Raw genomic sequence first — 26,230 nt, 5'->3', positions numbered from 1 at the left:
CAAAAAACCTTAAGCCAATGGCAGTACATATTTTAGGCATAAGGCACCACGGGCCGGGTTCGGCGCGTAACGTGAAAGCTTTTCTGGAAACGGTTAGGCCCGATATTGTTTTGGTTGAGGGGCCACCGGAAGCTGATGCCATGCTGCAATGGGTAAGCAACGAAGGTTTGAAACCACCTGTAGCGCTGCTTTGCTATCAGCCGGATTACCCGCAACGCTCGGTGTTTTATCCCTTTGCCGATTTCTCGCCCGAATGGCAGGCAATTCTTTATGCCCGCAGGCAAAATATCCATGTGCGTTTTATGGATCTCCCTGCCGGTAACCAGATGCTTGTTGAAAAGGAGCAAAAGGTTGTTGAACAACAACAAGATCCGGATACAGTTCACATCAATAGCGAGGGACAAAGCCTTGAGCAACTCTATAAAAGTCCGATAAGTTATCTGGCAGATGCCGCCGGCTTTGCCGATGATGAAAAATGGTGGGAGCATACGTTTGAGTACCGCAATAATAACGATGAGGTTTTTAATGCGGTATCTGAAGCTATGCAGGCGCTCCGCGAGAGTTTTCCTAAAAAGGATAAAAAGCTTGAACAGATGCGCGAAGCATACATGCGTCGCACTATCCGCCAGGCCGAAAAGGAAATGTTTCATACCATAGCCGTAATTTGTGGAGCATGGCACGCACCAGCTTTACAGGGAAAATCATCGCAAAAAGATGATAACGAAATACTGAAGGGGCTTCCAAAAGTAAAAACAGAGTGCACCTGGATTCCCTGGACTTTTAACCGTTTAAGCTTCCGTAGCGGCTACGGTGCCGGTATCAATTCGCCGGGGTGGTACAACCACATCTGGAACCATCCGCTTGATGATGGTACCTTGTGGATGGCCAAGGTGGCACAACTTTTCCGTAAGCAGCAGATGGACACCTCCGTTGCCCATATTATTGAAGCGGTAAGGTTGGCCGGTGCGCTCGCTTCATTGCGGGGTTTGCCCAAAGTAGGGTTAGAGGAACTGAATGAGGCCACGCTGAGCGTGCTTTGTAACGGCGAGAGCATTTTGCTAAAACTGGTACATGACGAATTAATAGTTGGCCACCAGATAGGCGAGGTGCCGGTTGAGATTCCCAAACCGCCGCTGCAACTCGATATTGAAAAACAACAAAAGAAATTAAGGCTGCCCGCAACAGCTGATTACAAAGATTATACACTCGACCTGAGGAAAGATACCGACCTGGAGCGGAGTATCTTCCTGCACCGCCTGCAATTATTGGGCATTAATTGGGGCAGGCAGCAATACACCAGCGGTAGGGGTACTTTTAAAGAGCAATGGCGCCTGCAATGGGACCCCGGCTATTCGGTGGAGATTATTGAACGCGGCAATTTGGGCAATACCGTAGCTGAAGCGGCCGCGAATAGCGTCCTCAACCAGGCAAAAGAAGCAAAGGAACTGAAAGTTATAGGCGATCTGCTTGAAAAAACGATTCCGGCAGAATTGCCGGGAGCCATTGAAGCGTTGATTAGTCAGCTTAATAATCTCGCTGCGGCCTCTGCCGATGTTATCGAACTCATGGAGGTGGTGCCTGGCCTGATAACTGTGGCAAGGTATGGCAATGTACGCAAAACAGATGCCGAATTGGTGATCAGCATTATCAATAGCATTATTACCCGCGTTTGTATCAGTTTGCCCAATGCCTGTATCGCTATTGATGAAGATGCCTCTCAAAAGCTGCTGGAACTGTTTTTTAAACTGAACGATGGCATTAACCTATTGCAGGATACGGGCATAATTAACATGTGGCAGCAAACGCTGTTGACTATAGCAGCTAATAAAAACACCTCGGCGGTTATAGGAGGATATAGTACCCGTTTGCTGCATGACGCCCGTAAATTGGAGGGCGACCAACTGATGCAGTATTTCAGTTTTGCTATGTCATCGGCCACGGCCCCGGTCATCGCCGCAGCCTGGCTCGAAGGCTTTTTGAAAGGCAGCGGTACTTTATTGTTGCTTGATCAGGACCTTTGGCAAGTGATCGACAATTGGGTAGCCAGTCTTGCCGGTGAGGTTTTTATGCAAGTGCTGCCTTTACTGCGCCGCACCTTTGCCAATTTTACCAATCCTGAAAGGAGAAAGCTTGGCGAAAAGGCCAGATCCGGCGGTGGGACGGGGCATCAGCATACAAACATCAGCGCTAATTTTGATGGCGAAAGAGCTAAGCAAGGTTTGCCGGTTATTATGCAATTATTGGGTTTAACCATAAATATTAACGACACAAATGGAAATTGAACCGGAGCACCTGCGCAAATGGCGGTTAATACTGGGCGGTAATCAAAATGAAGGCACCGGATTTAGCCTCGATGATGCCGACCTTAAAGTTGACCGCACACTTGAAGCTTTATATGACAGCGACAGAACCGGAGGCCTCGGTGTATCATCACCGAATGTAAGCCGTTGGCTGGGGGATATCCGTACCTTCTTCCCATCAAGCGTAGTACAGGTAATGCAGCAGGATGCATTAAAGCGCCTGAACCTGACCCAAATGCTGTTTGAAAAGGAGATGTTGGAAAATGTAGAGCCAGATGTTCACCTGGTAGCAACTTTGATGACATTGAGCCGCGTTATTCCCGATAAAACAAAAGATACCGCCAGGCAGGTAGTACGTAAAGTTGTTGACCAACTGGTAAAAAAGTTAGCCGAGCCCACGCGCCAGGCCATAACCGGTAGTTTAAATCGTAGTACCCGCAATACAAGGCCGCGGCATAATGAAATAAACTGGGGGGCAACTATTCTTAAAAACCTTAAGCATTATCAACCCGAATATCAAACCATTATTCCCGAAACAAGGATTGGTTACGGTCGTAAGCGCTCATCATTAAAGGATGTGATCCTCTGTCTTGACCAAAGCGGATCGATGGGATCATCAGTGGTTTATTCGGGGATTTTTGGAAGCGTTATGGCTTCTATCCCAGCCATAAAAACTAAAATGGTGGTTTTTGATACGGCTGTAGCCGATTTAACCGAAGAGTTAACCGACCCGGTTGAGTTATTATTCGGCGTGCAATTAGGTGGTGGCACGGATATCAATGCAGCTTTAACATATTGCCAGCAGATAGCTCCCCGGCCCACGGATACCGTGTTGGTGCTCATTACCGATCTTTACGAAGGAGGTAACGTTGCCGAAATGCGCCGTCGTGCGGTAGAACTGGTTGCGGCAGGTGTGCAATTGGTAGTATTGCTTGCTTTAAGCGATGACGGCTCTCCATCGTATGATCATGGCAATGCACAGTTCCTGGCCGATATGGGGGTGCCCGTTTTTGCCTGCACACCCGATAAATTTCCCGATCTGATGGCCGCCGCGCTCACTAAACAGGATATTGGTATGTGGGCGGCCAGGGAAGACCTTATTATAAAAAAGTAAAGGATTGGCGATTTTACCGATAACCCACCCACCTATACGCTCGATACTTTATCAAAAGTATTACGGTTAGGCAGGCTGGAACAATTTTATAGTTTGATAGATGCTGTTTGCTTACCAGCTAAACTTTAAAAGAGCCACCCCTTGCCTTGGTAACAATACGGTGGCACCTGCCAGCCCTGATTTAGCCTGCAGCGTAACCTGTTTGCCAAACTGTTGTAATTGCCCTGCTTTTTCAAGTTCCTTAATTTGCGCAGCTGTAGGTTTTTGCGGTGAACCCATCTTTTTCCATACCTCATAAGCATTGCTGTGTTCGTCATCAATGCGGTATTGGGTAAGTTTAACGAAGGTTGGTGGCAGGTGTTCTATCCTGATCTTTACGGTTTTTCCCGCATCGTGCAGGTCATCATCATGGTAGTTCCACAGCAATACGGTCATTTCTTTTTTATCTGCTGCTGCCAAGGCACCGATATCTGTATTATTTCCCCTGATGCTTGAATCAGCTACGGTTTTAAGCGAATACATCTGGTCGCCGGTTACTTTCAGGCGTTTGCCTTTCATCATGCCCAACATCCGGAAAACGTTAATTACCGGTTTATCAACTCCGTTGGTGGCCAAATCGCGAAAGCCATAAAACCAGGGCTGATTTTCAAACTCGAACGACCATGATACCGAGCCCATAAAGTTTACACCTAATGAGTCGGCCAGTTGGTATTCGCGGGCTATGGAAGCTGCCGTATAGCTCGAATACATAGTGCCATTACGGTAAGCATTTGAAGGGTTGGTAGCCATACCGCAGGCCGCGCAGCCTTCAGGGTCCGATTCGCCTATTACTATGGGCGTGTTTTTAGTTTCGGGGTGAGATGCTACAATTTTAAAGCCTTCCCTGATATCGCGGATCTGCGGGGCCATGTTCATGCGCACCCGGCCATTGATCAGCGTAGGCTGCCCTTTGGCATGGAAAGAGATCACATCAATAGGCGAACCTATTTTGCCTGTTGCGTAATTGGTATCAGCAATACAATGTTTGATAAATGCGTTCAGGAATTTCATTCCGCCGGGGCTTGAGCCACCTGCAACTTCCGGTCCGCCCACGTGCGCGGTAGGGAGGGCGCGTTTTACACCATGGGCGGCATAATCGTACAGTTTAAAGAACTCTTTCATAGTACCTTTCCAGTAGCCTATGTTTGGTTCGTTCCACACTTCCCAGTACCAGCTTTCAACCTCGGCCTGGCCGTAGCGCTGTACACAATGCTTTACCCATTGATAAATAAGCTCTTCCCATTTATTGTAATCTTTGGGAGGATAAGCCCAGCCGGTATAAACATCATCATAGTTATCGCCGGGTTTCCAGTAATGGCGATAAGGTTTGGGGTGGGTTGACAAGGCCTCGGGCATAAAACCTATCTGGGCATAAGGTTTCATACCCAGTTTAACGTAAGTGTCAAATATGCTGTCAACCAGGTGCCAGTTATAAATAGGTTTGCCGCTGGCATCCTCAGTATAGGCATTGGTTGATCCCCACTTTAACGCGGCTGTACCATCGCCGGTGGTAAGCAGGTTGTGCACACGCATGCGTACCGGTACCGGGCTCAAAGCGGCCAACTCCGACAATAGTTTACGGCCATCCTTCATGTAGGTATAGTTAGGCTCGTCGTGACCAAACCATGCCCAAAAGGGGTACATATCGCCAATTTTATCATTTAGGCTGATGGCGATATTGGCCTGGTTCTGGGCAAAAATACGGCCGCTGATAAATAATAAAAGGAAGGAGATAAGTTTGATGGTCTTCATTCAGGTAGTTTGGTGATTTATAAGGAGTACAGATCAAACATAGGTAATTTTATTTATTGTAAAAAGAACAATTAAAATAAGGGGCTGGCCTTTCAATCAATTTTAAATCACATACAACATATTGAATATTATTTACGTTAACAGCGTGTTAATTTATTGTTTACGCGCTTCAGAAATTCTACAGAATTAAATTGTATAATTGTGCTTACCAGCGCTTAATAAGGGGGATTCTTTGCAAAAGTTTAGGTTTTATTTTATTTCGATGCTATTGGCGGCTTCATCTTCGCTGCCTGTTTATGCCCAAGTTAAGGATACATTACAAAAAGTTGCCGTAAAGAAGGATTCCCTGCAGAAAGACTCTGCAAGGAATATCCTGACATTGCCCGATACGGTTAAACACCTTCAAAGTAAGTTTCCATCATACATACCGCCGGCGGCTTTTATTACTTATGGCCTGCTATCCTTAAAAGTAGGATTTATACGTAATATCGATTATCGTGTACGAAATGACATGAACAAGGATCATCCTGATTTTCACACTAAGGTTGATAACTACATGCAATACGCGCCTATCGTGTCTGTTTATGCGCTTAACCTGGCTGGTGTTCATGGTAAAAATACATTTATCGACCGTACCATGCTGCTCGTGCTTTCCGAAGCCATATTTGCCGGTACCACTTTTGGCTTAAAACGTGTTACCCACCGTGAGCGGCCCGATGGCTCTGATAAGTTTTCGTTCCCTTCAGGCCATACCGGTAACGCTTTTGTTTCTGCCGAGTTTATGGCCCAGGAGTACGGCGACCGCTCGCCCATATACGGTGGGGTAGGCTATGCATTTGCAACTACCACTGCTATTTTGCGTGTATATAACAACAAGCATTGGTTTAGCGACATCATAGCAGGAGCCGGTTTTGGGATCTTATCAACAAAAGCGGCTTATTACCTGTACCCGCTTATCCGTAATGGCATATTCCGTGGGGGGAATGAGAAAGGAAAAAACAACAACTCCTTATTGTTGCCAACTTACCAGGACGGAAGGGTTGGATTAACTTTCGCCAAGAGTTTTTAAACGACTGATCTTATATTTATAATGTACAACCACCTTAGTATTAGGGTGGTTGTTTTGTTTTAGAGTTTTTTTTTAATAAAAAATAACTTAGCTATTGCAACGTACGTTTTTGATACGTACCTTTGGTTTATGAGTTTGTTTAAAAAGGATATTACTGCTGATTTAACGCCAACCAAAACAGAAATGGACGTTTTGCGGGTGTTGTGGCAGCATGGCCCGTCGACGGTGAGGTTTGTGCATGATAAGCTTAATGAACAAAAGGAAGCGGTAATTTACACCAGTACCCTTAAGCTGATGCAGGTAATGAAAGAGAAGGGGATGCTTGAACGTGACGAAACCAATATGAAGCACATTTACAGCGCCGCAGTTGAAGAAGACAAAGTGAAAGGGAACATGCTTGGGCGCTTTGTTGATTCGATGTATAATGGTTCGCCGAGCGATTTGATGGTAGCCCTGTTGGGTAACGACAAAACATCGGCCGAAGAACTCAGAAAAATAAAAGAGCTGCTCAAAAAAATGGACGATCAATAATTAAACTTTACAGATATGTACCTGCTCCTTAACACCAACACCATTTCCCACAGCCTGATACAGGCTTTTAGCTGGATGCTGATCCATTCGCTATGGCAAGGGATGTTGCTGGCGGTTATCAGCGCGGCGGTGATGTTCTTCACCAAAAAAGCAAGCGCGGCAGTAAGGTACAACCTGGTACTTGTACAGTTTTTATTATTTGTTGGGGCCTGCCTGTTCACTTTTGTTTGGGAATGGAACAAGCAGCCGCAGCAAAATATGGTACAGTTTGGTGATGCGATGGGCGGCAGGGCATCAGCTTTATTGAGCCTTAATGCTGATGGGATCCGAGTTTTTGCCAGTACCTGTATCGGTTATTTTACAGCCAACGCGCCAATGGTTGTGCTGCTGTGGTTTGTGTTTTTCCTGTTTCGGTCGGTACGGATGATGCGCGGGCTCATGTTTATCCATAATGCCAAACACAGGCAGGTATCCGAACCTGTTGGATATTGGAAAAACAGAGTGGAACTGCTTTGCAAAAAGCTGCAGCTGAAGCAGGCGGTTAAACTGCTTGAATCGGGTTATGTGAAAATACCCATGGTTATCGGGCACCTGAAACCGGTAATCCTGATCCCGGCGGGTTTATTGGCAGGGCTGCCGCCCGAACAGGTGGAAGCTGTACTGCTGCACGAACTGGCGCACATTCGCAGGCATGATTATTTCGTTAACTTTTTACAAACCATTGCCGAAACCGTATTTTTCTTTAATCCCGGCTTATTGTGGATCTCGTCCCTGCTTCGGGATGAGCGGGAAAACTGCTGTGATGATATCGCCCTCGCCCAAACAAAAAACAAACGCGATTTTATACAGGCATTGATCAGCTTTAAAGAACATTCGCTTTACGGTGCAAATTATGCGGTTGCATTTCCTGGTAAAAAGAACCAGTTGTTGCAAAGGGTAAGCCGTATCCTTGGTAATAAAAACAAAACGGTAAGCCAGGGTGATAAAGTATTTTTGATAAGTGGTGTTGTTATCCTTTCGGCAATAATAGCTACGGCGACTATCGCGCAGATCCGGCAAGTTAATAATCCCGGTAATGATAAAACTTATGTGTATAAACAGGAGCGGCATATCACACCATCTGCAGGTGTACAGCCGGTTGCACCCGTTAAATCTGTCGATAAACCAAAACACCCAAAGCGCAGAAACATTGCAGTAGCTCAGAAGCCTGTTGCTGCAAATGAAAATGTGATTATAGCTAATACTGAGCCGCGTTCTCCGCAGGAGCAGCTTGAAGCTGATGCGAAGCTCGCAAAACAACAGGCCGAAAAAGAAAGCCAACAAGTTTCGGCCGATAAAACCGAATATAACCGCGGGCAGGAACAGGCCCGCCGGGATCAGGAACATGCCAAAGTAGATCAGGACCAGGCTCGTCGCGACCAGGAGCAGGCTAAACGTGATCAGGAACAAGCCATGCGGGATCAGGCGCAGGCTAAACTTGACCAGGAACAGGCCGAAAGGGACCAGGTACAAGCTAAGCGCGATCAGGAGCAGGCGCGCCGTGACCAGGCACAGGTAAGTAAACCCAAAACAGAACCTATAAAAAGCAAAGTAAGCGTTCAGAATTAAGGAGGTACATTTCTTATTTGATTCGTAAAGCAGGAGTGCACCCCGTTTTATCGGCCGGACTATGCAGTAATTAGTCATATTAACAATCAATTTTTAACCTGCCCCTGGGCGGAAGGAAAATCTATTGCCCAAATTTTAAACTTTTAAATCGACAGAAAAATGAAAACCAATTATTTAACAAGCGCGCTGTTGTTGATTGCGGCAACGGCATTAACAACTGCAGCAAATGCACAGAAGCCGGGAAAAAAAACGGCCTTCAACGCCTATAACAATTACGATACTTTTGATGGTAAGGGGCGCGAACGCATCCAAACTAACTGGAAGGGTAAAACCTACCAAATGGAGCTGGCGAACAACAAGCTGGTGGCCCTGGCAGTCGACGGTGAGATTATCCCATCAACCCAATGGAACGAATACAATACGGTTATAGCAGCTATCCGCGAGCAGATCAGGAAGGACAGGATCCAGGCAAAAAAGGATCAGGCGCAGGCTAAACGTGATCAGGAGCAGGCCGGTAGAGATCAGCAGCAGGCTAAACGCGACCAGGAGCAGGCAGAACGTGATCAGCGACAAGCAAAAGTTGAACAGGAAGAAGCCGAGCGCGACCAGCAACAAGCTAAGCGTGACCAAGAACAAGCATCCAAAGACCAGGTTCAGGCCAAACGCGATCAGGAGCAAGCCAAACGCGATCAGGAACAGGCCAGCCGAGATCAGGTACAAGCTAAACACGACCAGGAACAGGCGCACTTAGATCAGATTCAGGCCAAAAAAGATCAGGAACGCGCCGCCGAAGATCAACGGCTGCTAAAACAGATGACAGGTGATTTGGTAGCTGATCATATTATTCCCAATGCGGAAGCTTTGCATGAGCTTTCATTTAACGGCGAGGAACTAATCGTTAACGGAGTGAAGCAACCTGAGAGCGTATTTAAGAAATACAGTGCAAAATATCCGCGCTTTGCCCAAGGCAATACCAGTTATGAAAATGGCAAACGGCAGTTTAACGGCTTGCATATTCATAGGAATTAAGTATAATGCAGATGCTATAACTTTAAAATTGTTAAAGGCAAACTAAGGGCGTCATTGCTGGGAGGTACAAAGCAATGACGCTTTTATATATTAAATGCGTGAGTTAAAGTATTAAAGAGTAAAGCTAAGGTCAGCTCGCCAGTTACTTTTTCAAATTCCTCGCCCTCAATTTACTCAAAAACTCGGGCGAGATCCCCAAATACGAGGCTATATAATGCTGTGGCACCCTTTGCGGAATGCCAGGGTAGCGATTAATAAACTCCAGGTATTTTTCCATAGCGGTGGTTGCCATGGTTTTAAATAACCGTTTTTGAACTACGGTAAGATGCCTTTGCAGCATGAGCCTGAACATGCGTTCCAGTTTGGGAACTTCGTTAAGCAGCTTTTCTTTTGAGTCGCGGGTGAGGATGAGCAGTTCGCAATCTTCCAATGTTTCAATATTCATGTGGGCAGGGCCTTGATCCTGGAAGCTGGCCAGGTCGCTTACCCACCAGTCTTCAATGGCAAATTGCAGGGTTACTTGTGCGCCGTTCTCATCAATGATGTATTCGCGGATGCAGCCTTTGTTTATGTACGCTTCAAAATTACAAACGTCACCAGCCTGGAGCAGGCGGGTCTTTTTAGGAACTTTTCTGTATTCCAATATCTCATTGAAAAGGGCTGTTTCCTCTGCAGTTAAACTAACTGACCGTGCCGCGTAATTATTGATGTTTTGAAACATGGCTCAAATATAAGCGCGGTTAGGGTTATACCCGCAAACATCGGGGCGCTAAATAATTTCATTTCTTGTTCCAGTTCAATGGATTTTTAGGATAGATAAGTCAATTTTGCCTCTTATAATTTTTATTAATCAAATATGACCTATCTACCCAATCAAAACCGTTACCAGGATATGGAGTACCGCCGTTGCGGTAACAGTGGTTTAAAACTGCCGGCAGTATCGCTTGGCTTATGGCATAACTTCGGCGGTATCGACAGCCTTGAGAATGCCCGTAGCATTTTACGTTTAGCCTTTGATAAAGGCATCACCCATTTTGACCTGGCCAACAACTATGGCCCGCCGCCGGGCTCGGCCGAGGAAAGTTTTGGCCGTATTTTTAAAGATGATTTTAAAAACTACCGCGACGAGCTTATCATTTCAAGCAAAGCCGGATGGGGTATGTGGGAAGGCCCGTATGGCGACTGGGGCTCAAAAAAATATTTGGCAGCCAGTTTAGATCAAAGCCTTAAACGTATGGGGCTTGATTATGTAGATATTTTCTATCATCACCGTCCTGACCCTGAAACTCCCATCGAAGAAACTATGGGCGCGTTGGATCTGATAGTACGCCAGGGCAAAGCTTTATATGTTGGGATCTCAAGCTATAGCGCTTCTGAAACAGAAAAAGCCATCGCGGTGTTGAAAGAACTTGGTACACCTTGCCTCATCCATCAGCCTAAATATTCCATGTTCGACAGGTGGGTTGAAGGTGGTTTGCTTGATGTGCTGGAAGATAAAGGTGTTGGCTGTATTCCATTTTCGCCACTGGCCCAGGGTTTATTAACCAATAAATACCTGAAAGGTATCCCCGAAGGCTCGCGGGCTGCAGCTCATCGTGGTAATGGTGCTATTGATGAAGATGCTATAACCGAACAAAATATAGCCAAAGCAGCAAAGCTGAATGAAATTGCATTGCAGCGTGGTCAAAACCTGGCGCAAATGGCATTATCATGGATTTTGAAAGATAAACGCATTACCTCGGTATTGATTGGTGCAAGCAAGCCCGAACAGGTAACTGATTCTATCGGTTGTTTAGCCAATATTTCATTTAGCGATGAGGAGTTGAAGTTGATCAATAATATATTGGCGTATTAGTGTCAAGTTCTGAGCCTTAAGTCTTCAGTTAAAAGTACAGAAAAGAAAAGCCTGACTAAAGACTTATAGCTAAAAAACGCAGGCCCCGCCGAAAGCCGGGGCTTTTTTGTTGTAAGTTTTTGCAAAATCTATTCCGGCTTTATATTAATTATTGTTTAAATGACACTTTATTTATAGGTTAATATGCCTTGAAAGAGCGAGAAGATTAACTAATTTTAAAGTTGAATTCTTAACAGATGCTTCCGTTAGTTATCTTTTGTAGAATAATTTAGGAGGGTGTTTTTTGGGTATTTGATTTTTTACTAAAAATATTTTAATTGTTTTTTGAACAATTAAAATAAATATTATACCTTAGATTTTCATTAGCGTGATAACCTCGCTTTAATGAAGCCAATTATATTAATTTAAACCATACTTAACCCGTACCGGGTTTTGATATAAGTAATTACAACCGATAAGGAGATGCTGGACACCGAGATTAGGTACTTGCTTAATGACATTGCTTTAAACAGCAGCAGGGCTTCCTTTAAAAGGCTGTACTTATTTTACTATGGTAAATTGTTTAGCCTCGCAAAATCGCTGGTTAAACAGGATGAACTGGCTGAAGAGATCACCAACGACGTTTTTATGAATCTGTGGACACGCCGTGCCTCGCTGCCTGAAATCAATAACTTTACTTATTACTGCTACACATCGGTTAAAAACAAATCGCTTACCTGTCTTGCCAAAAATCAGCTTAAAAGTGTGAATATTGATGATGTGCATGCAGATGTTGCCGATTCAAGCGCAACAGGGGAGGACAAACTGGTTTGCGAGGACCTTACCAAACTGATCAATACTACATTGAGCAAACTATCCGATCAATGCCGCCTTGTTTTTAAGTTGATAAAGGAAGACGACCTGAAATATCGTGAAGTAGCCGATTTACTCGATATCTCCATAAAAACTGTTGAGTACCACATGGGCAACGCCCTGAAAACGCTTGTGCTGGGGCTAAAGGATGCCCAAAAATTGCCTGGCACAGTTAGCCCCGAAAAAATTTCAAAAAATATTTAATTCTACACTGGGGTATCCCGATTATTTACAGTCTTTATATATAGAGCCGTAAATAATGATTAATAACATCTGGATACTTATTGGTAAAAAGTTAAATGGTGAAGCTTCGCCCGAAGAGTTACTTGAACTTGAGCAACTGTTACAGCAACAGGGGGATACCGTTATGTACCCGATGGATGAGCTGGAGGAAATCTGGAAAAATGATCAGCAAATTGCCGAGGATGAAAAACTGCTAAGCAAGTGGGCTGCTTTTGACGCCGAACTTGATGCTGTTGAAGAAAAGGAAGCTGAAGAGGCTGCGCAGGTTATCGCTGTTCAAACCAAAAAGAAAAAAGCCAGGATCATTAAACTGGGCTCATTGCTGGCCGCGGCCTGTTTAATGTTGGGTGTTTTCTGGTTTACCCGTAAAGAAACCATGGTGCCGGGAAAGTCCAACGAAATAACTGCTCCTAAAAACGGGATCAGTAAAATTCAATTGCCCGATGGCAGCCGTGTTTGGCTCAATATGGGCAGCAAGCTTACTTATAATAATGATTTTGGTACCGAGGAAAGAAAAGTATCCCTGGTAGGTGAAGCCTTTTTTGATGTAGTTAAAGATCCGCAGCACCCTTTTGTAGTTACTACCACAACCATCAGCATCAGGGTGTTAGGTACTAAATTCAATGTGCGTTCATACAATAATGATAAAACATCCGAAGCCGCACTCATTCGCGGAAAAATTGAACTTACCGTTTTAAAAAATCCCGAAAAAAAGATCATCCTTAACCCATCAGAAAAAATTACGGTAATCAACAACCAGGAACTACAACTTAAAAGTAATACCCCAGCGTATAAGATAGCTGAAGAAACTCCGCTTATAGCACTGAGCCGTATCCACCAGGCCAAAAAGGACACTTTGCCATCAGAAGCCTTATGGCTTGAAAATAAACTGGCCTTTGACGCTGAAGACTTTGAAAATATCGCCCAAAAAATGGAGCGCAGATATAATGTGAACATCGTTTTTGAAAATGAGGATATAAAAAAGCTGCGCTTTACCGGTAAGTTTGAAAAAGAATCGATTAATAAGGCTTTATTGAGCCTGCAGAAAACGGCGGCTTTTCATTATAAAATTGACACTAACCAAATTGTAATTTATTAATTAATAAACCTTTATGAAAGAGCCTATGCGTAAATAAGTATCAAATCTGAAACCATAAAAAATGGGAAGATGTTCCCGCATCCCCCCATTATAATGTGGTACAAATTAACTACCAGTCCTTCTATAAACCAAATAGTTAAAGTAACCTTAATGCTAAATTATGAAAAAAAATGCACACCGCATTAACCCATTGCGGCTGAACCAATTTTTGAAAGTACTTCTTATGTTTAAATTTATCTGTATCCTGGTACTCGCCTCCTCGTTGCAGGCGTTTTCAAAGGGATATGGTCAGACCCGCATCAACGTTAATTTCCAAAACATGCCCCTGAAAAAGGCGTTAAAGGAAATCGAAAAAAAGTCTGACTATCGCTTTTTGTATAACGACGATATGTTGTTGAAAAACGATATGCCCGCCAGTTTAAATACAAAAGATGCATCGCTTGAAGAGGTGATGAAAATTGTACTTAGCAATACCAACCTGAGTTATACACTGGGTGATAATAACCTGGTTATACTTACAGAAAAGGGCAAGGCAATGGCCCCGGGCACAGTGAGTGGTAAAGTGACCGACGAGGCCGACCTGCCCATGCCTGGTGTTACCGTGAAGGTAAAGGGCACCAATGTTAGCGCCCAAACCGATTTGCAGGGGCGTTATACCTTAAATATTCCCGATAATAATACAGGTGGTGTAGTGCTTGTATTTTCGTTTGTTGGCTATGTCTCGCAGGAAATAACAGTTACCGGCAACTCGTTGATCAATGTACAGTTAAAAGCAGCATCCAATTCTTTAAACGAAGTAATTGTGGTTGGTTATGGCACTCAAAAAAAGGAAAACCTTACAGGTTCGGTTGCTGTGGTAAATCTTAAAGACGCCAATAAACGTGTAACACCTGATGTTGCCAGGGCTTTACAAGGCCAGGTTGCGGGTGTACAGGTAAATGGTTCGGGTGTGCCAGGCGAAGGCGTTTCTATCCGTATCCGCGGTGTAAGCTCATTAAATAGCAATAACCCGTTGTTTATAATTGACGGTGTGCCAACATTTGAGCCTTTTGACTTCCCGAATACTGATATTGAAAGTTTGCAAGTGATTAAAGATGCATCTGCGGGCGCAATTTATGGGTTTCGTGGTGCTAATGGGTGTAGTTATCATCACCACCAAACGGGGCAAAAATGGTCCGATGAAGATCAACTACAACGGTTATGCAGGCTTTCAGAAAAACCCTAAAACGTTATCCGTTACTGATAGGGTAGGTTACCAGAAAATTGTCAATGCCGCTGAAACCAACGCGGGTTTATCTTTAGCGCCGGGTAATGACCCATCATCGAGCAAATTTATTAGTAATGTAAATACCGACTGGCAAAAGTCAGGTTTCAGAACCGGCTATACGCAAAGCCATGACCTTGGTTTATCAGGCGGTAATGATAATATGAGCTATAACGTTGCTTTTGATTATTTTAACCAAACCGGTACAACCGTATCAGGCCCTTCATATACCCGTTATAACCTGAGCGGTAATATCCAGGGCAAAAAAGGTATCGTATCCTTCGGTACAAAGTTTGCCTATACCGAAGGTGATTATAACAACCTCGCATATCCGCACCTGCACGGTACAGGTAACCAGATAGTTGACCTGGTTACCGCTATCCCAACCATGCCTATTTACGATCCTAACCGCGTTGGCGGCTACGGGGGCGTTGATCAAAATACGCAAAGGGCTATCTCGCTCAATATTATAGGTGTCAATAATTTATTGAACAGCACAGGCCAGCGTAACCGTATGATGGCATCGGCCTGGATGGAGGTAGATATACTTAAGAACCTAAAATACCGCATCAGCGGAAGTTACGATCGCAACGATTTTAGAAACACTTATTTTGATCCTATTTATGATTTGGGCTGGTTTTATCCTAATACAACTGCTTACTACAGTGATGCCAGGGGCAACTATTATACCCAATTGATAGAAAACACGCTGAGCTATAAACTGAATGTTAAAAAGCATAATTTTGAGATTTTGGCAGGTACCGCGTATCAGAAAAATGCTACCAGCAATTTAACAGGTGTAGCATTAAACTTGCCCCAGCCTTATTTATTCTCACTTGACAACGTAAGTAACCCGGCTAATAAAACAGCTTACAGCAACAGCTTTATTACCAAATTTTATTCGCCGATATTTGCACGTATCAATTACAATTATGATGACAGGTATCTGTTAACCTTTAACTATAGGCGAGACGGTAGCTCCCAACTTACTCAACAGCATCGTTATGGGAATTTTCCGGGAGCATCAATCGGTTGGAACATCAATAAAGAAAAATTTATACACCTGCCAGAGGCTATTACGCAGTTAAAACTTAAAGCCGGGTACGGAATATTGGGTAACATAAACGCTTTATCTAATCCATATCCTTACCAAACCATTGTAAATGGAAATGCAAGCTATGTGTTTGGTAATACACTTGCTACAGGAACAACCCAAACCCAGGTGTTTGACCAAACCAATAAATGGGAAGGTAAAAAAACAACCAACATCGGCCTTGATTTAAGCTTGTTTCATGACCAGCTTGCATTTTCATCAGAATATTATATCAATAAAATTACCGGTGTATTGTTAGGGGTGCCTATTCCGCCTTCGGTAGGGGCAATTAATACGCCGCTGGTTAATGCTGCCTCTTTTACCAATAAAGGTATCGAGTTTACGGTAACTTATCGCAGCAGGGATACCGGTCCGTTCAATTACACCATTAGCGCAAATGCTTCAACCGTTAAGAATAAGGTGACATCATTAGGCAATGGCGGTAACCCGATATATGGTGCGTACAGCAAAACAGCAGTAGGCGGCGAAGTTGGTGAGCTATATGCTTTTAAAACCGAAGGCATTTTTAAAAATGCTGCCGAAGTGGCCGCCCATGCTACTCAAACAGGTGCCGCTCCCGGCGATGTTAAGTTTGTTGATACCGACCATAACGGTATTATCAATGATGATGACCGTGTTTATCTGGGCTCTGCAATTCCAAAACTTTACTATGGATTCAATTTTAGCGCCAACTATAAAAACATTGATGCGTCAATATTTATACAGGGTAATTACGGCAGCAAAATTGCCAATGGTGTTTATCAGGCTTTAATGACCGGTCAGTATGGCAATCAAAGTACTGATGAATTAAATTACTGGACACCATCCAATACCAATACTAATGTGCCAAGGCCAATTATCGGCGATCCGAACGCGAATGGTCGCAATTCGGATAGGTTCATTCAAAGTGCCTCATATGCCCGCCTGCAAACTGCACAATTAGGTTATACGTTGCCTGCTGCTTTATTAAACCGCACACACATATTCAGGAGCGTAAGGGTCTATTTGTCAGGGCAAAATCTTTACACAATAACCAAATACAAAGGTTACGATCCTGATTTTATTAATGATGGTACAATTAACCGCGGTTTTGATTATGGTTCGTTCCCTAATCCGCGCACTTTGCTGGTTGGTTTACAGATAGGCTTATAATTATTGATAAACATTAAACATTAGTATAATGAAAAATATATTTAAAAAGGCCATAGTTACTGGTTTAGTACTGTCGGCTTTTGCAATGGGGTGTAAAAAAAGTGATTTAAATACTGTAAACCCTAACGCGCAAACAACCCAAACGTTTTGGCAAACTTCTGATGATGCTGTAAAAGGGATAAATGCGGTATATGGCAGTTTAATTATTGATGGTTCATACATGCGTTTTTCGCCGATAGTGGAAAACACCAGGGGCGATGATGCTACAAGCTACAGTCCATGGGACCAGATCTATAACATGGGTAAGTTCAATATGCAAAGCAGTGGCGCGGGCGTACTGTTTTCATGGACAGCCTATTACCAGGGTATTTTACGCGCAAACGAAGTGCTGAAATATGTACCCGCCATTAATATGGATGCCGAACTAAAAAAACGTGTATTGGGTCAGGCCTATTTTCTGCGTGGCCTGTACTATTTTCACCTGGCCGATTTTTATAAAAACGTGCCTATGCCGTTGGTTCCTGCCGGCTCAAGTGCCGATTATTTCCAAAAACAACAGCCCCAGGATGTAGTTTGGGCACAGGTGATCAGCGATTTTAAAGCTGCCGAAGGCATGCTGCCAACAACTTACAGCGGCTTATCGCCCGATGGACAGATAGGTCGCGCTACCAGGGGAGCTGCAGCAGCGTTTCTGGGGAAAACCTACCTGTTTACAAAGAAATATGCCGAGGCGGCTGCCGAGTTCAAATCAGTTATTGATATGGGTACTTATAGCCTTGTGCCTAATTACTACGATAACTTTTTTGCCAATAATGAAAATAACTCCGAATCAATTTTTGAAGTTCAGTTTTCAAGGGATGCCGGAGGTACTGATCTGGGCTGGGGAGGCGATCCGTCATCAGGATGGGGCCGTACATCTGCCCGTGCCATCACCTTTGGCGCGGCAAGTTTTGGTTTTACAGATGTGCAGCCAACGCCTGCATTATACAATGAATATCTGCAGGAAAAAACAACCAGCGGCGGTGTTGATCCCCGTTTGGATGTAACCATGTATTACAACAAACCCGGCGAAAAATTATATAACCAGGATTTTGCCGCACGATACGCCGGCAGTTCCTCATTAAATGCCCTGTTTTGCCATAAGTATGAAAACGGCGACAGCGGCCAGGCCGATGAGTATGACTGGAGATCAGGTATCAACGAAAGATTGATGCGTTATGCTGATGTACTGCTGATGTACGCTGAGTGTTTAAACGAATTGGGCCAAACAAATGATGCTTATCAATACATCCAGCGGGTACGCAGCCGTGTTGGTTTGCCAAACTTAGCTACGGTAAAACCGGGCATGAGCCAGGCTGAGATGCGCGATCAGATAGGTCACGAACGTTTCCTTGAATTTTCGTTGGAGGGTCACCGTTTTGATGATATCCGTCGCTGGGGCTGGTTACAGGATGCAGCTAAACTGGCCTGGCTAAAGTCCCGCGACCCGGAATTTAATACCTACACCGCAGGTAAGGAGTATTTGCCGATACCGCTTAGTGAGGTGCAAACCAATGTTGGTTTGGTACAAAATACAGGGTATTAGAAAAAAGAGCGGGGGAGGTGCGATTCCTTCCCTGGGGAAGGAGGAGGAAGGGGTTTATGAATCATGGCAAATATACTGCTTGTATAAACCCCTCCCTGCCACTTCACAGTCCACCACACCCCTCCCGCGGGAGGGAATTAAAAAATTAAGTGAAAGAGATGACTAAGACGATGAATACAGCGAAAAATCTATACTTAATAACCGCACTGGCAACAATGCTGTTTTCTTGCTCAAAAAAGGAGACACCTGCGCCAACTAAAACGGATACTACCACAACTCCACCGGTAACAACAGCGTTTGATATCAACAGTATCAGTGATACTTATGCGGATATTGCGGCATTTACCTATTATCCTAAGTGGACAGTGTATAACGTGCATGACCCATCCATTAAAAAGTTTGGTGATTATTATTATTGCTACAGTACCGATGTGGCTTTTGGTACTGATGTAAGGCCGGGCTTGCAAATCCGCAGGTCGAAGGATTTGGTGCAGTGGGAGTATGTGGGTTGGGTATTTTCGTCATTGCCGGCGCAGGGATCTGCCTATATTGCGGGTAAAGGCGGTACGCCTTACAACGCCTTATGGGCACCTTATGTAATGAAGGTGGGTTCAGAGTACAGATTGTATTATTCGCTTTCATCGCCTGTAGCACGCCTGAGTGTTATCGGTATGGCGACGGCTTCATCGCCTGACGGCCCCTGGACGGAGAAAGGCCTCGTTGTAACATCAGCCAATGATGCCAGTATCCAAACAAACGCTATCGACCCAACCGTAATAACTACAACCACCGGCGAGCAGTATATGTACTACGGCTCGGCATGGGACGGCATCTATATCCTTAAACTTGACCCTTCAACCGGTTTGGCGGCCAATTCGGGCGATAAGGGCAAGCGCATTGCCAACCGGGGTTTCACCGGCGGCAAATACAATGGCAATATTGAAGGCGCGGAAGTGATCTACAACCCCGATCTGAAAAAGTATTTCCTGTTTATCAGTTATGACTGGCTGCAAACCAAGTATAATGTTAGGGTGGGGCGGGGCGATAGCCCGACCGGTCCGTTTTATGATTATAACGGGCATGACATCAATACCGATGAGGATCATGGCCCCATGATCCTTGCGCCATACCAGTTCAGCAACCAAAGCGGCTGGCAGGGCACAGGGCATTGTGCAGTGTTTGACAACGGTAGCGGGCAATATTACATGGCGCACCAGGGCAGGCCGGGTATTAACTCCTACTTTATGGACCTGCACGTTCGTAAAATATCATGGACAACCGACGGCTGGCCAATAGTATCGCCTGAGCGATATGCCAATGTTGCTCAAACAACTATAGCTGCAACCGATGTGGCAGGGACCTATGAAAAAATTACGCTGAATTATCATGTTGTACCGGGTTATGGTACCGAGCAAACCAATCCGGATTTCCAGGTTTCAACAACCTTTAAACTGGATGCTGCCGGTACTATTGATGGTAACGCTGCTGATAAATGGACATTTACCGCTCCGTGGCTTGAGCTTAAATACAGCAACGGCGATACTTACAAACTAAAAGTTGAACGTGAGCGCGACTGGGAAAATAAAATAACATCAACCCTGATATTTACCGGGTTAGATAACCATGGCACTGCCATTTGGGGAAAGAGAAAACAATAGGTTTGTTTTTATATAGGTTGGTAGCCCTTCGGTTTAATTATCGGGGGGCTTTTTTAATAAAATAAATTGAGATTGTTGGTGAAGCTATTTTGTCAGCGCCTTTTATTATTGGGGTAACTTATTCAAAAAATTACGATAAAAACAAAAAAACAAGTTGAATAAACATGGCGTCAAATCTTCTGTAAAATACGTATTGTTTTATTCTTATTAGTTTTATTTACTGACTATCAGTTAGTTGAATGTGTTTTACTGAATGGGTTAATTGTTTGATTATCAATTTGTTTCATTTTTATGCTGTCCTGCGTTTCAGACTCAAAAAATGGAACATTTATTTTTCTGCAAAAAAGACAGCTGGCGCTTCTTTAATTTTTTTTCGGGAATCAAAAAATTGGGACGCCCGTTTTGTTACAATATAAGGATTGGTTTAACTGCATGGCCGAACGGTTTTTTTAGCCTGAATAGATTTTGTTTTCCACAATCCATTGTTTTTCTGTTACTTATTCGTATCTTGAATTTACCAAATTAACCTGAGTATTTATGAAAAGTGTAAAGCATATCCTGGCCCGTAAGGGGAACAACGTTACTGCAGTACCTGCCGATACCACCGTGTTTAACGTGTTGAAACTGATGGCCGAAAAAAACATCGGCTCGGTAGTGGTAACCGAAAATGGCAGGTATATGGGCCTGATGACAGAGAGAGATTACTCCCGTAAAATCATTTTAATGGGTAAACACTCCGACGAAACCACCGCCGGCGAGATCATAAGTACCAATTTCCCGAGGATCACCCCCGAATCATCAGTTGATGAATGCATGCTGATCATGAGCGAAAATAATATCAGGTATTTACCGGTGTTTGATGTGGCCGATCAGCTATGCGGTATTATTTCAATGAGTGATGTGGTGTACGAAACTATCCATTCGCAAAGGGAAACCATTGAGCAGTTGCATAGCTATATCCAGTCAACATAAGCAAAAATGCTTTTGGATTGCTGATAATGGTTAACAGGAGATTTGTTTTTGCATAAATTAATCAAAGCAAATATTTAGGTTTGTTAACCACTCCGTTGTTATGAGGCGACCTCTTGTTTTTTTGTTTTTTATTTTAACTTCTTCTTTTGCTTTTGGTCAGCAAACGTTTGATGCTTTTTGCAATGATTTTGTAGCCGGCTACACCAAATTGCATTTACCACAATTGGAGTTAAGCTACGTAAGTGGCTTAGAGCATATTGGCACAGCCGCCGATGTGCAAAAGCAACTGGACTTTTTTACAAAAGTCAAAACCGGCTTATCGGCTTTTAAGGCAGATCAGCTCAGCGAACCGGAAAAAGTAGATTATCAGCTGATCAGTTATGAAACCGGTCTAAACCTGGAACGGATTGCCCTTGAACAGGATTGGTTAAAAAACAAACCGGCGGCTGTTCCAACCAATGGTATTATCAACCTCCCTAACGGAAAAGCCTGGTATGCCTACCTGCTTAAACGCTGGACCAGTGCCAGCGCCACTCCTGATGAGATCTACCAGTTTGGCCTTACCGAAGTGGCCCGCGTTCAAAAGCATATTGAAGCTATCCGCCTGCAAACCGGGTTAAGCCAGGACGATTTTTATAAACACATCAATGATCCTTCCTTTTTTATCAGTGACCCGAAGGCAGTTCAGCAAGCCTTCGAAAATACCAAAGCGGTCATTTATGCCAACATGCCCAAACTGTTTAGCAATACCAATATAGCCCCGCTAAAAATTGTAAAAGGCGAAAGCAGGCAACTGGCACAAACACCCGGCTATTACGATAGTAATGTGTTTTATTATAACCTTTTTGATACCCCATACAATAAGCGGCAGGTCGACTGGCTTTTTATGCACGAGGGCGTTCCCGGTCACCATTACCAGGCGAGTATGGAGGCACTAACCAAAACATCAGCCGTGCAGCAGCTTTTTTATTATATGGGCTTTGCTGAGGGTTGGGCGGCATATACCGAAGAGTTAGGCAAACAACTTGGCATATACAAAACGCCTTATGATGAGCTGGGTAAATGGGAGTGGGACATTGTACGGTCGGTACGTGTACCCTTGGATGTAGCGCTTAATTATTACGGCTGGACAGATGAACAGGCGCTGGCATTTTGGAAAAAGAACATCCGGGGACAGGATGATATTGCCATGCGCGAAATTGCCCGCATGCGCCGCTGGCCGGCACAGGTAGTTACCTACAAGTATGGCGCATTACAAATACTGCATTGGAAAGAGGAATTGCAGCAAAAGCAGGGTGCGCAATTTAACATCAGGGATTTCCATTCGCGCGTGCTTGATCATGGCTCGCTGCCGTTGTTTATGGTTAAGGAGAATGTGTTTAAAAAAAGTTAAACTTTTTATCTTGTAAATCAATAGATGGAAAGATAGCACCAGAGGTGCTAAAGGGTTGTAGAACAATTATTAAAGGGTTTTAGCGTGCCTGAGGTACGCAACGTCTGCGCGTTTTACGGCAGCCTAAAATCCTTTGTTCAGCAGCTCCTGGTAACAATCTATATACTGGCCCACGTGGATGCCATCAATCAACGCGTGATTTACATGGATGGATACCGGCATGGTGCGCTTACCATGATGTTCGGTCATTTTACCAAACGAAACCTTGGGGCAGCTGTCCATAAATGAAAACATGCGCGCATGCGACAGTGAGGTAAAATTGATCCAGGGTAGCGAAGAAAAACGGATCACATTGTTTAAAGCTTTGCGTTCAAGTAGGTTGTTACTTTGCACGCGTTCAATTTCTTTATTTGCATCGCGGGCAAAATCTTCGTACAACGGATGAAAAGGCCATTCACCAAAGCCAAATGTGCCATTAGCCCGCGGAACGGTTGAGCTGGCATCAATCTGGTCGTAAATAAAAACATCATTGCCCTCCATACGATATTTGAAAGGCTCAATAATTTGCGAGGCAGCTAAAGACTGGTACATGGTATAAAGGAAAAACGAGATCCCGTTATCCTTCACAAACTTATAGGCGGCTGTTACATCAACGTTTACGTTTATGCCATAATAGGGCTCTTCAAACTGTTTAAAAAAGTTGTAATGCTCTTTCCTGGTCCAGTTTTCAATATCTACTTTTTGTTTCATAACTATTGCTGTTGCAATAATAGGGATATTAAGTCGGAAGTTAGAAGTCGTAAGTCTTAAGTCAAAAAGCAAATTTCTGGCTTAAGACTTGTGATTGCAGGCTAACTTTTGCTTAATTTCGATAAACACTAATCTAACCTTCAAATGTCATCTGCAATAAACAATTACCAATATCAAAAAGCCGAAGTTTTTAAAGCTCTGCATGAACGTGATGGCCTGTTTGTTATCCCTAATCCATGGGATGCAGGTTCGGCTAAAATTTTAGCCGGTTTAGGCTTTGAAGCTTTTACTACTACCAGTGCCGGGTTGGCTTATGCACTGGGCCGGCCAGATGGTTATGCCCTGATCAGCCGCAGTGAAACACTGGATAATGCCCACGCCATTATTAACGCAACCCATTTACCGGTAGCCGCCGATTTGGAGAATGGTTTTGGCGATACGCCGGAGATTTGTGCCGAAACTATCTTAGCCGCAGCGGAAATGGGACTGGTTGGCGGTTCGATAGAGGATGCTACGGGAAATGATAAAGATCCCATTTACAATTTCGACCTTTCGGTTGCACGGGTAAAGGCTGCTGTTGAAGCTGCGCGAAGCCTTCATTTTCATTTTACATTGACCGCCAGGGCCGAAAATATGATCCACGGGAAAATAGACCTGCAGGACACCATAAAACGCCTTGTTGCTTATGCCGATGTAGGTGCCGATGTGCTTTTTGCGCCGGGCCTCAAAACGAGGGAACAAATAAGCGAAGTAGTAAAGGCCGTTGCGCCTAAGCCCGTGAATATTGTACTTGGCGCAGCAGGTTTTGATATTAGCTTCAATGAACTTGCCGACCTGGGTGTAAAAAGGGTAAGTCTTGGTTCGGCATTGGCAAGGGCTGCTTTGGGCGCTTTTCAGCGGGCCGCTGTTGAACTTTCACAGGGAAGTTATGGTTTTGTAAATGATGCTGTTCCTTACTCGGAATTAAATAAGATTTTTGGGAAGTGATTAAACAATTTGCTTGTCATATTTAGCTAATACCCGTTGAACGGCAGGTTGTATATGCCATAGACCGATAGGAAAAAAAATAAGACAAATTATTGCTTTAAGGGCATCGCTATTGCCAACTATTTCTCCTTCAATTACTGATTCAAGCATTTTGCCTGCAAAACCACAGGCACATATGAAACCTATAACATAAATAATTCCTCCTGTTGCAGAAAACCATATTGCTAAATTATCTCCGCCAACTTGCGCAATCCTGGAGATTATTAATGCAATTATGATCAGCAGTAAAGAGAACCGAAAATATTTTATATCAGGTTTTATTACTGGAATTAAAGAATGCATAGTAACGCCTATAGCATAAATCCAGCTAAGGCCTATTAATAAGCTCAAATACATGAGTACTGTGTAGCTATTAGGGACGAAAGCCGGTATTACAATGAGAGCGAATAATTGCCATGATTTGAGTTTTAATAAAAAACGCATTTCAGATGTTTATGCATCGAAGATATGTAAAATTACACTATTTAAATGTTGAGCAAAATACCAAGTGGTATATATTTATATCTTTGCGCCGATTTTAATAAAACCATCATGTTAAACAGAGTAGTTATAACAGGTCTGGGCGCTTTAACACCGCTTGGAAATAATGTAGAAACTTATTGGCAAAACTTAATTGCCGGTAAAAGCGGTGCTGCAACCATCACCCGTTTTGATGCATCATTATTCCGTACGCAATTTGCCTGCGAACTGAAAGATTTCAATATCAAAGATCACCTTGATAAGGCCGAATTAAAACGTACCGATACCTTTACCCAGTACGCGCTTGTTGCAGCCGATGAAGCTATCAAAGATTCGGGTTTTGATCTGAGCAAAATGGATCCCTTTGATGTTGGTATTATCTGGGGCAGCGGACAAGGCGGTATGGAAACTTTTGAGGAGCAGGTAACTGAATACGCCAAAGGTAACGGACAGCCAAGGTTTAGCCCTTTCTTTGTGCCGAAGTTTATTTCAAACATGGCTTCGGGCATGATCTCTATCCGTAACGGTTTTATGGGGATCAATTATACCACGGTTTCGGCCTGTGCTACGTCCAATACCGCTATTATGGATGCCTTTAACTACATCCGTTTAGGTAAGGCTAAAATTATTGTTACTGGCGGTTCAGAAGCGCCTATTACGCCTGCTTCCATTGGAGGTTTCAGCTCAATGAAAGCGATGTCGGGCCGCAATAACGATCCGCAGCATGCTTCACGGCCATTTGATATTGATCGTGATGGTTTTGTTATGGGTGAAGGCGCCGGTGCCTTGGTACTTGAAGACTATGATCATGCAGTTGCCCGCGGCGCACATATTTACGCAGAGGTGACCGGGGCATCTATGACTGCTGATGCATACCACATGACAGCCACTCATCCGGAAGGATTAGGTGCTGCCCGTGCCATGCAGCAGGCATTGACCGAATCGGGTTTAAGCATTGAGGATGTAGATTACCTGAATATGCACGCCACATCAACGCCGGTTGGCGACTTATCTGAAATTAACGCTTTGCTTGCTGTTACAAAAGGTAAAGAAACAAACACCATCATCGGTTCAACCAAATCAATGACTGGTCACCTGCTTGGTGCCGCCGGTGCTATTGAAGCCATAGCTGCTATAAAATCAATTGAAAATCAAATAATCCCGCCAACAATCAATACCACAACTTTAGACCCCGCTATTCCGGATAATTTGAAGTTTGTATTGAAAGATGCCATCGACCATAAAGTGAAAGTAGCCATGAGCAATACTTTTGGCTTTGGCGGGCATAACGGGATAGTTGTATTTAAAGCTATTTAAAGCTCAAATGAGAAAGCTATTGAAGACTTACGAAGTTTTTTAAACTTCG

General features: G+C 44.0%; 21 protein-coding genes. 17 read left to right on the top strand and 4 right to left on the bottom strand.

The window, feature by feature from the left end; all coding sequences use genetic code 11:
- Window positions 1-17: 17 nt before the first annotated feature.
- Both ABID99_RS16150 and ABID99_RS16145 read left to right on the top strand, forming a co-directional pair.
- Complete coding sequence (locus ABID99_RS16150) at window positions 18-2,282, top strand: DUF5682 family protein (RefSeq protein ID WP_373614353.1); 2,265 nt, start codon at window positions 18-20, stop codon at window positions 2,280-2,282.
- Window positions 2,272-3,414, top strand: coding sequence for a VWA domain-containing protein (locus ABID99_RS16145; RefSeq protein WP_373614352.1), 1,143 nt, complete (start codon window positions 2,272-2,274; stop codon window positions 3,412-3,414). Before ABID99_RS16150 ends, ABID99_RS16145 begins: the two co-directional genes overlap by 11 nt.
- Window positions 3,415-3,525: 111 nt before the next feature.
- On the opposite strand, the gene ABID99_RS16140 is transcribed toward ABID99_RS16145, so the two are convergent.
- Entirely contained in the window at window positions 3,526-5,205 is a 1,680-nt protein-coding gene (locus ABID99_RS16140; RefSeq protein WP_373614351.1) for a beta-xylosidase, read from the bottom strand.
- A 232-nt stretch (window positions 5,206-5,437) separates the two neighbouring features.
- On the opposite strand from ABID99_RS16140, the gene ABID99_RS16135 reads away from it, so the two are divergent.
- From ABID99_RS16135 to ABID99_RS16120, 4 genes are all read left to right on the top strand, one after another.
- Window positions 5,438-6,274, top strand: coding sequence for a phosphatase PAP2 family protein (locus ABID99_RS16135; RefSeq protein ID WP_373614350.1), 837 nt, complete (start codon window positions 5,438-5,440; stop codon window positions 6,272-6,274).
- A 129-nt stretch (window positions 6,275-6,403) separates the two neighbouring features.
- The gene (locus ABID99_RS16130) at window positions 6,404-6,805 is read left to right on the top strand and encodes a BlaI/MecI/CopY family transcriptional regulator (RefSeq protein WP_090524054.1); all 402 of its coding nucleotides are present in this window, start codon (window positions 6,404-6,406) and stop codon (window positions 6,803-6,805) included.
- 15 nt (window positions 6,806-6,820) lie between these two features.
- Window positions 6,821-8,413 (top strand): M56 family metallopeptidase, encoded by a 1,593-nt coding sequence (locus ABID99_RS16125; protein WP_373614349.1) that lies wholly within the window; start codon window positions 6,821-6,823, stop codon window positions 8,411-8,413.
- A gap of 159 nt (window positions 8,414-8,572) precedes the next feature.
- Window positions 8,573-9,442 carry a hypothetical protein gene (locus tag ABID99_RS16120; RefSeq protein ID WP_373614348.1) on the top strand — a complete coding sequence of 290 codons (870 nt, stop codon included), beginning with the start codon at window positions 8,573-8,575 and terminating at the stop codon, window positions 9,440-9,442.
- 142 nt (window positions 9,443-9,584) lie between these two features.
- Here ABID99_RS16120 and ABID99_RS16115 read toward each other — a convergent pair whose 3' ends face one another.
- Window positions 9,585-10,163, bottom strand: coding sequence for a Crp/Fnr family transcriptional regulator (locus ABID99_RS16115; protein ID WP_373614347.1), 579 nt, complete (start codon window positions 10,161-10,163; stop codon window positions 9,585-9,587).
- Window positions 10,164-10,298: 135 nt separating this feature from the next.
- Here ABID99_RS16115 and mgrA point away from each other — a divergent pair, with 135 nt between their 5' ends.
- From mgrA to ABID99_RS16070, 9 genes are all read left to right on the top strand, one after another.
- Window positions 10,299-11,297 carry an L-glyceraldehyde 3-phosphate reductase gene (mgrA, locus tag ABID99_RS16110; RefSeq protein ID WP_373614346.1) on the top strand — a complete coding sequence of 333 codons (999 nt, stop codon included), beginning with the start codon at window positions 10,299-10,301 and terminating at the stop codon, window positions 11,295-11,297.
- Window positions 11,298-11,759: 462 nt separating this feature from the next.
- Window positions 11,760-12,353 carry an RNA polymerase sigma-70 factor gene (locus ABID99_RS16105; protein WP_354481528.1) on the top strand — a complete coding sequence of 198 codons (594 nt, stop codon included), beginning with the start codon at window positions 11,760-11,762 and terminating at the stop codon, window positions 12,351-12,353.
- A 55-nt stretch (window positions 12,354-12,408) separates the two neighbouring features.
- On the top strand, window positions 12,409-13,491 hold the full coding sequence (locus ABID99_RS16100) for a FecR family protein (RefSeq protein WP_373614345.1): 1,083 nt from the start codon (window positions 12,409-12,411) through the stop codon (window positions 13,489-13,491).
- A 160-nt stretch (window positions 13,492-13,651) separates the two neighbouring features.
- Window positions 13,652-14,716 (top strand): carboxypeptidase-like regulatory domain-containing protein, encoded by a 1,065-nt coding sequence (locus tag ABID99_RS16095; protein WP_373614343.1) that lies wholly within the window; start codon window positions 13,652-13,654, stop codon window positions 14,714-14,716.
- The gene (locus ABID99_RS16090) at window positions 14,670-17,000 is read left to right on the top strand and encodes a SusC/RagA family TonB-linked outer membrane protein (RefSeq protein WP_373614342.1); all 2,331 of its coding nucleotides are present in this window, start codon (window positions 14,670-14,672) and stop codon (window positions 16,998-17,000) included. Before ABID99_RS16095 ends, ABID99_RS16090 begins: the two co-directional genes overlap by 47 nt.
- A 28-nt stretch (window positions 17,001-17,028) precedes the next feature.
- Window positions 17,029-18,585: a RagB/SusD family nutrient uptake outer membrane protein gene (locus ABID99_RS16085; RefSeq protein ID WP_090524070.1), complete on the top strand. Its 1,557-nt coding sequence runs from the start codon at window positions 17,029-17,031 to the stop codon at window positions 18,583-18,585.
- A gap of 170 nt (window positions 18,586-18,755) precedes the next feature.
- Window positions 18,756-20,243 carry an arabinan endo-1,5-alpha-L-arabinosidase gene (locus ABID99_RS16080; protein ID WP_217633091.1) on the top strand — a complete coding sequence of 496 codons (1,488 nt, stop codon included), beginning with the start codon at window positions 18,756-18,758 and terminating at the stop codon, window positions 20,241-20,243.
- A 537-nt stretch (window positions 20,244-20,780) separates the two neighbouring features.
- A complete protein-coding gene (locus ABID99_RS16075; RefSeq protein WP_090524079.1) occupies window positions 20,781-21,215 on the top strand; it encodes a CBS domain-containing protein in 435 nt (144 codons plus the stop codon).
- A gap of 100 nt (window positions 21,216-21,315) precedes the next feature.
- Window positions 21,316-22,608 carry a DUF885 domain-containing protein gene (locus ABID99_RS16070; protein WP_373614341.1) on the top strand — a complete coding sequence of 431 codons (1,293 nt, stop codon included), beginning with the start codon at window positions 21,316-21,318 and terminating at the stop codon, window positions 22,606-22,608.
- A gap of 123 nt (window positions 22,609-22,731) precedes the next feature.
- Here ABID99_RS16070 and ABID99_RS16065 read toward each other — a convergent pair whose 3' ends face one another.
- Window positions 22,732-23,358 carry a CatA-like O-acetyltransferase gene (locus ABID99_RS16065; RefSeq protein ID WP_373614340.1) on the bottom strand — a complete coding sequence of 209 codons (627 nt, stop codon included), beginning with the start codon at window positions 23,356-23,358 and terminating at the stop codon, window positions 22,732-22,734.
- 144 nt (window positions 23,359-23,502) lie between these two features.
- Here ABID99_RS16065 and ABID99_RS16060 point away from each other — a divergent pair, with 144 nt between their 5' ends.
- Entirely contained in the window at window positions 23,503-24,345 is an 843-nt protein-coding gene (locus ABID99_RS16060; RefSeq protein WP_373614338.1) for an oxaloacetate decarboxylase, read from the top strand.
- Here the strand turns inward: ABID99_RS16060 and ABID99_RS16055 are convergent, their stop codons facing one another.
- Window positions 24,346-24,828: a hypothetical protein gene (locus tag ABID99_RS16055; protein WP_090524087.1), complete on the bottom strand. Its 483-nt coding sequence runs from the start codon at window positions 24,826-24,828 to the stop codon at window positions 24,346-24,348.
- 108 nt (window positions 24,829-24,936) lie between these two features.
- Between ABID99_RS16055 and fabF the strand changes: the two genes are divergently transcribed.
- A complete protein-coding gene (gene fabF, locus ABID99_RS16050) occupies window positions 24,937-26,181 on the top strand; it encodes a beta-ketoacyl-ACP synthase II (RefSeq protein WP_090526151.1) in 1,245 nt (414 codons plus the stop codon).
- Window positions 26,182-26,230 lie beyond the last annotated feature (49 nt).

The sequence above is a fragment of the Mucilaginibacter sp. OAE612 genome (assembly GCF_041806395.1).
GTDB classification, from domain to species: Bacteria; Bacteroidota; Bacteroidia; order Sphingobacteriales; family Sphingobacteriaceae; genus Mucilaginibacter; species Mucilaginibacter rubeus.
Note: the sequence above shows the minus strand (reverse complement) of the source record. Positions and strands in the feature narration are given on the sequence as shown.

Coding starts and splice junctions, on each gene's coding strand:
- ABID99_RS16070 (WP_373614341.1), top strand. CDS start 21,316: ATGAGGCGACCTCTTGTTTTTTTGTTTTTTATTTTAACTTCTTCTTTT.
- ABID99_RS16090 (WP_373614342.1), top strand. CDS start 14,670: ATGAAGATCAACTACAACGGTTATGCAGGCTTTCAGAAAAACCCTAAA.
- ABID99_RS16150 (WP_373614353.1), top strand. CDS start 18: ATGGCAGTACATATTTTAGGCATAAGGCACCACGGGCCGGGTTCGGCG.
- ABID99_RS16115 (WP_373614347.1), bottom strand. CDS start 10,163: ATGTTTCAAAACATCAATAATTACGCGGCACGGTCAGTTAGTTTAACT.
- ABID99_RS16125 (WP_373614349.1), top strand. CDS start 6,821: ATGTACCTGCTCCTTAACACCAACACCATTTCCCACAGCCTGATACAG.
- ABID99_RS16085 (WP_090524070.1), top strand. CDS start 17,029: ATGAAAAATATATTTAAAAAGGCCATAGTTACTGGTTTAGTACTGTCG.
- ABID99_RS16145 (WP_373614352.1), top strand. CDS start 2,272: ATGGAAATTGAACCGGAGCACCTGCGCAAATGGCGGTTAATACTGGGC.
- ABID99_RS16065 (WP_373614340.1), bottom strand. CDS start 23,358: ATGAAACAAAAAGTAGATATTGAAAACTGGACCAGGAAAGAGCATTAC.
- ABID99_RS16075 (WP_090524079.1), top strand. CDS start 20,781: ATGAAAAGTGTAAAGCATATCCTGGCCCGTAAGGGGAACAACGTTACT.
- mgrA (WP_373614346.1), top strand. CDS start 10,299: ATGACCTATCTACCCAATCAAAACCGTTACCAGGATATGGAGTACCGC.
- ABID99_RS16060 (WP_373614338.1), top strand. CDS start 23,503: ATGTCATCTGCAATAAACAATTACCAATATCAAAAAGCCGAAGTTTTT.
- ABID99_RS16130 (WP_090524054.1), top strand. CDS start 6,404: ATGAGTTTGTTTAAAAAGGATATTACTGCTGATTTAACGCCAACCAAA.
- ABID99_RS16100 (WP_373614345.1), top strand. CDS start 12,409: ATGATTAATAACATCTGGATACTTATTGGTAAAAAGTTAAATGGTGAA.
- ABID99_RS16055 (WP_090524087.1), bottom strand. CDS start 24,828: ATGCGTTTTTTATTAAAACTCAAATCATGGCAATTATTCGCTCTCATT.
- fabF (WP_090526151.1), top strand. CDS start 24,937: ATGTTAAACAGAGTAGTTATAACAGGTCTGGGCGCTTTAACACCGCTT.
- ABID99_RS16095 (WP_373614343.1), top strand. CDS start 13,652: ATGAAAAAAAATGCACACCGCATTAACCCATTGCGGCTGAACCAATTT.
- ABID99_RS16080 (WP_217633091.1), top strand. CDS start 18,756: ATGAATACAGCGAAAAATCTATACTTAATAACCGCACTGGCAACAATG.
- ABID99_RS16140 (WP_373614351.1), bottom strand. CDS start 5,205: ATGAAGACCATCAAACTTATCTCCTTCCTTTTATTATTTATCAGCGGC.
- ABID99_RS16105 (WP_354481528.1), top strand. CDS start 11,760: ATGCTGGACACCGAGATTAGGTACTTGCTTAATGACATTGCTTTAAAC.
- ABID99_RS16120 (WP_373614348.1), top strand. CDS start 8,573: ATGAAAACCAATTATTTAACAAGCGCGCTGTTGTTGATTGCGGCAACG.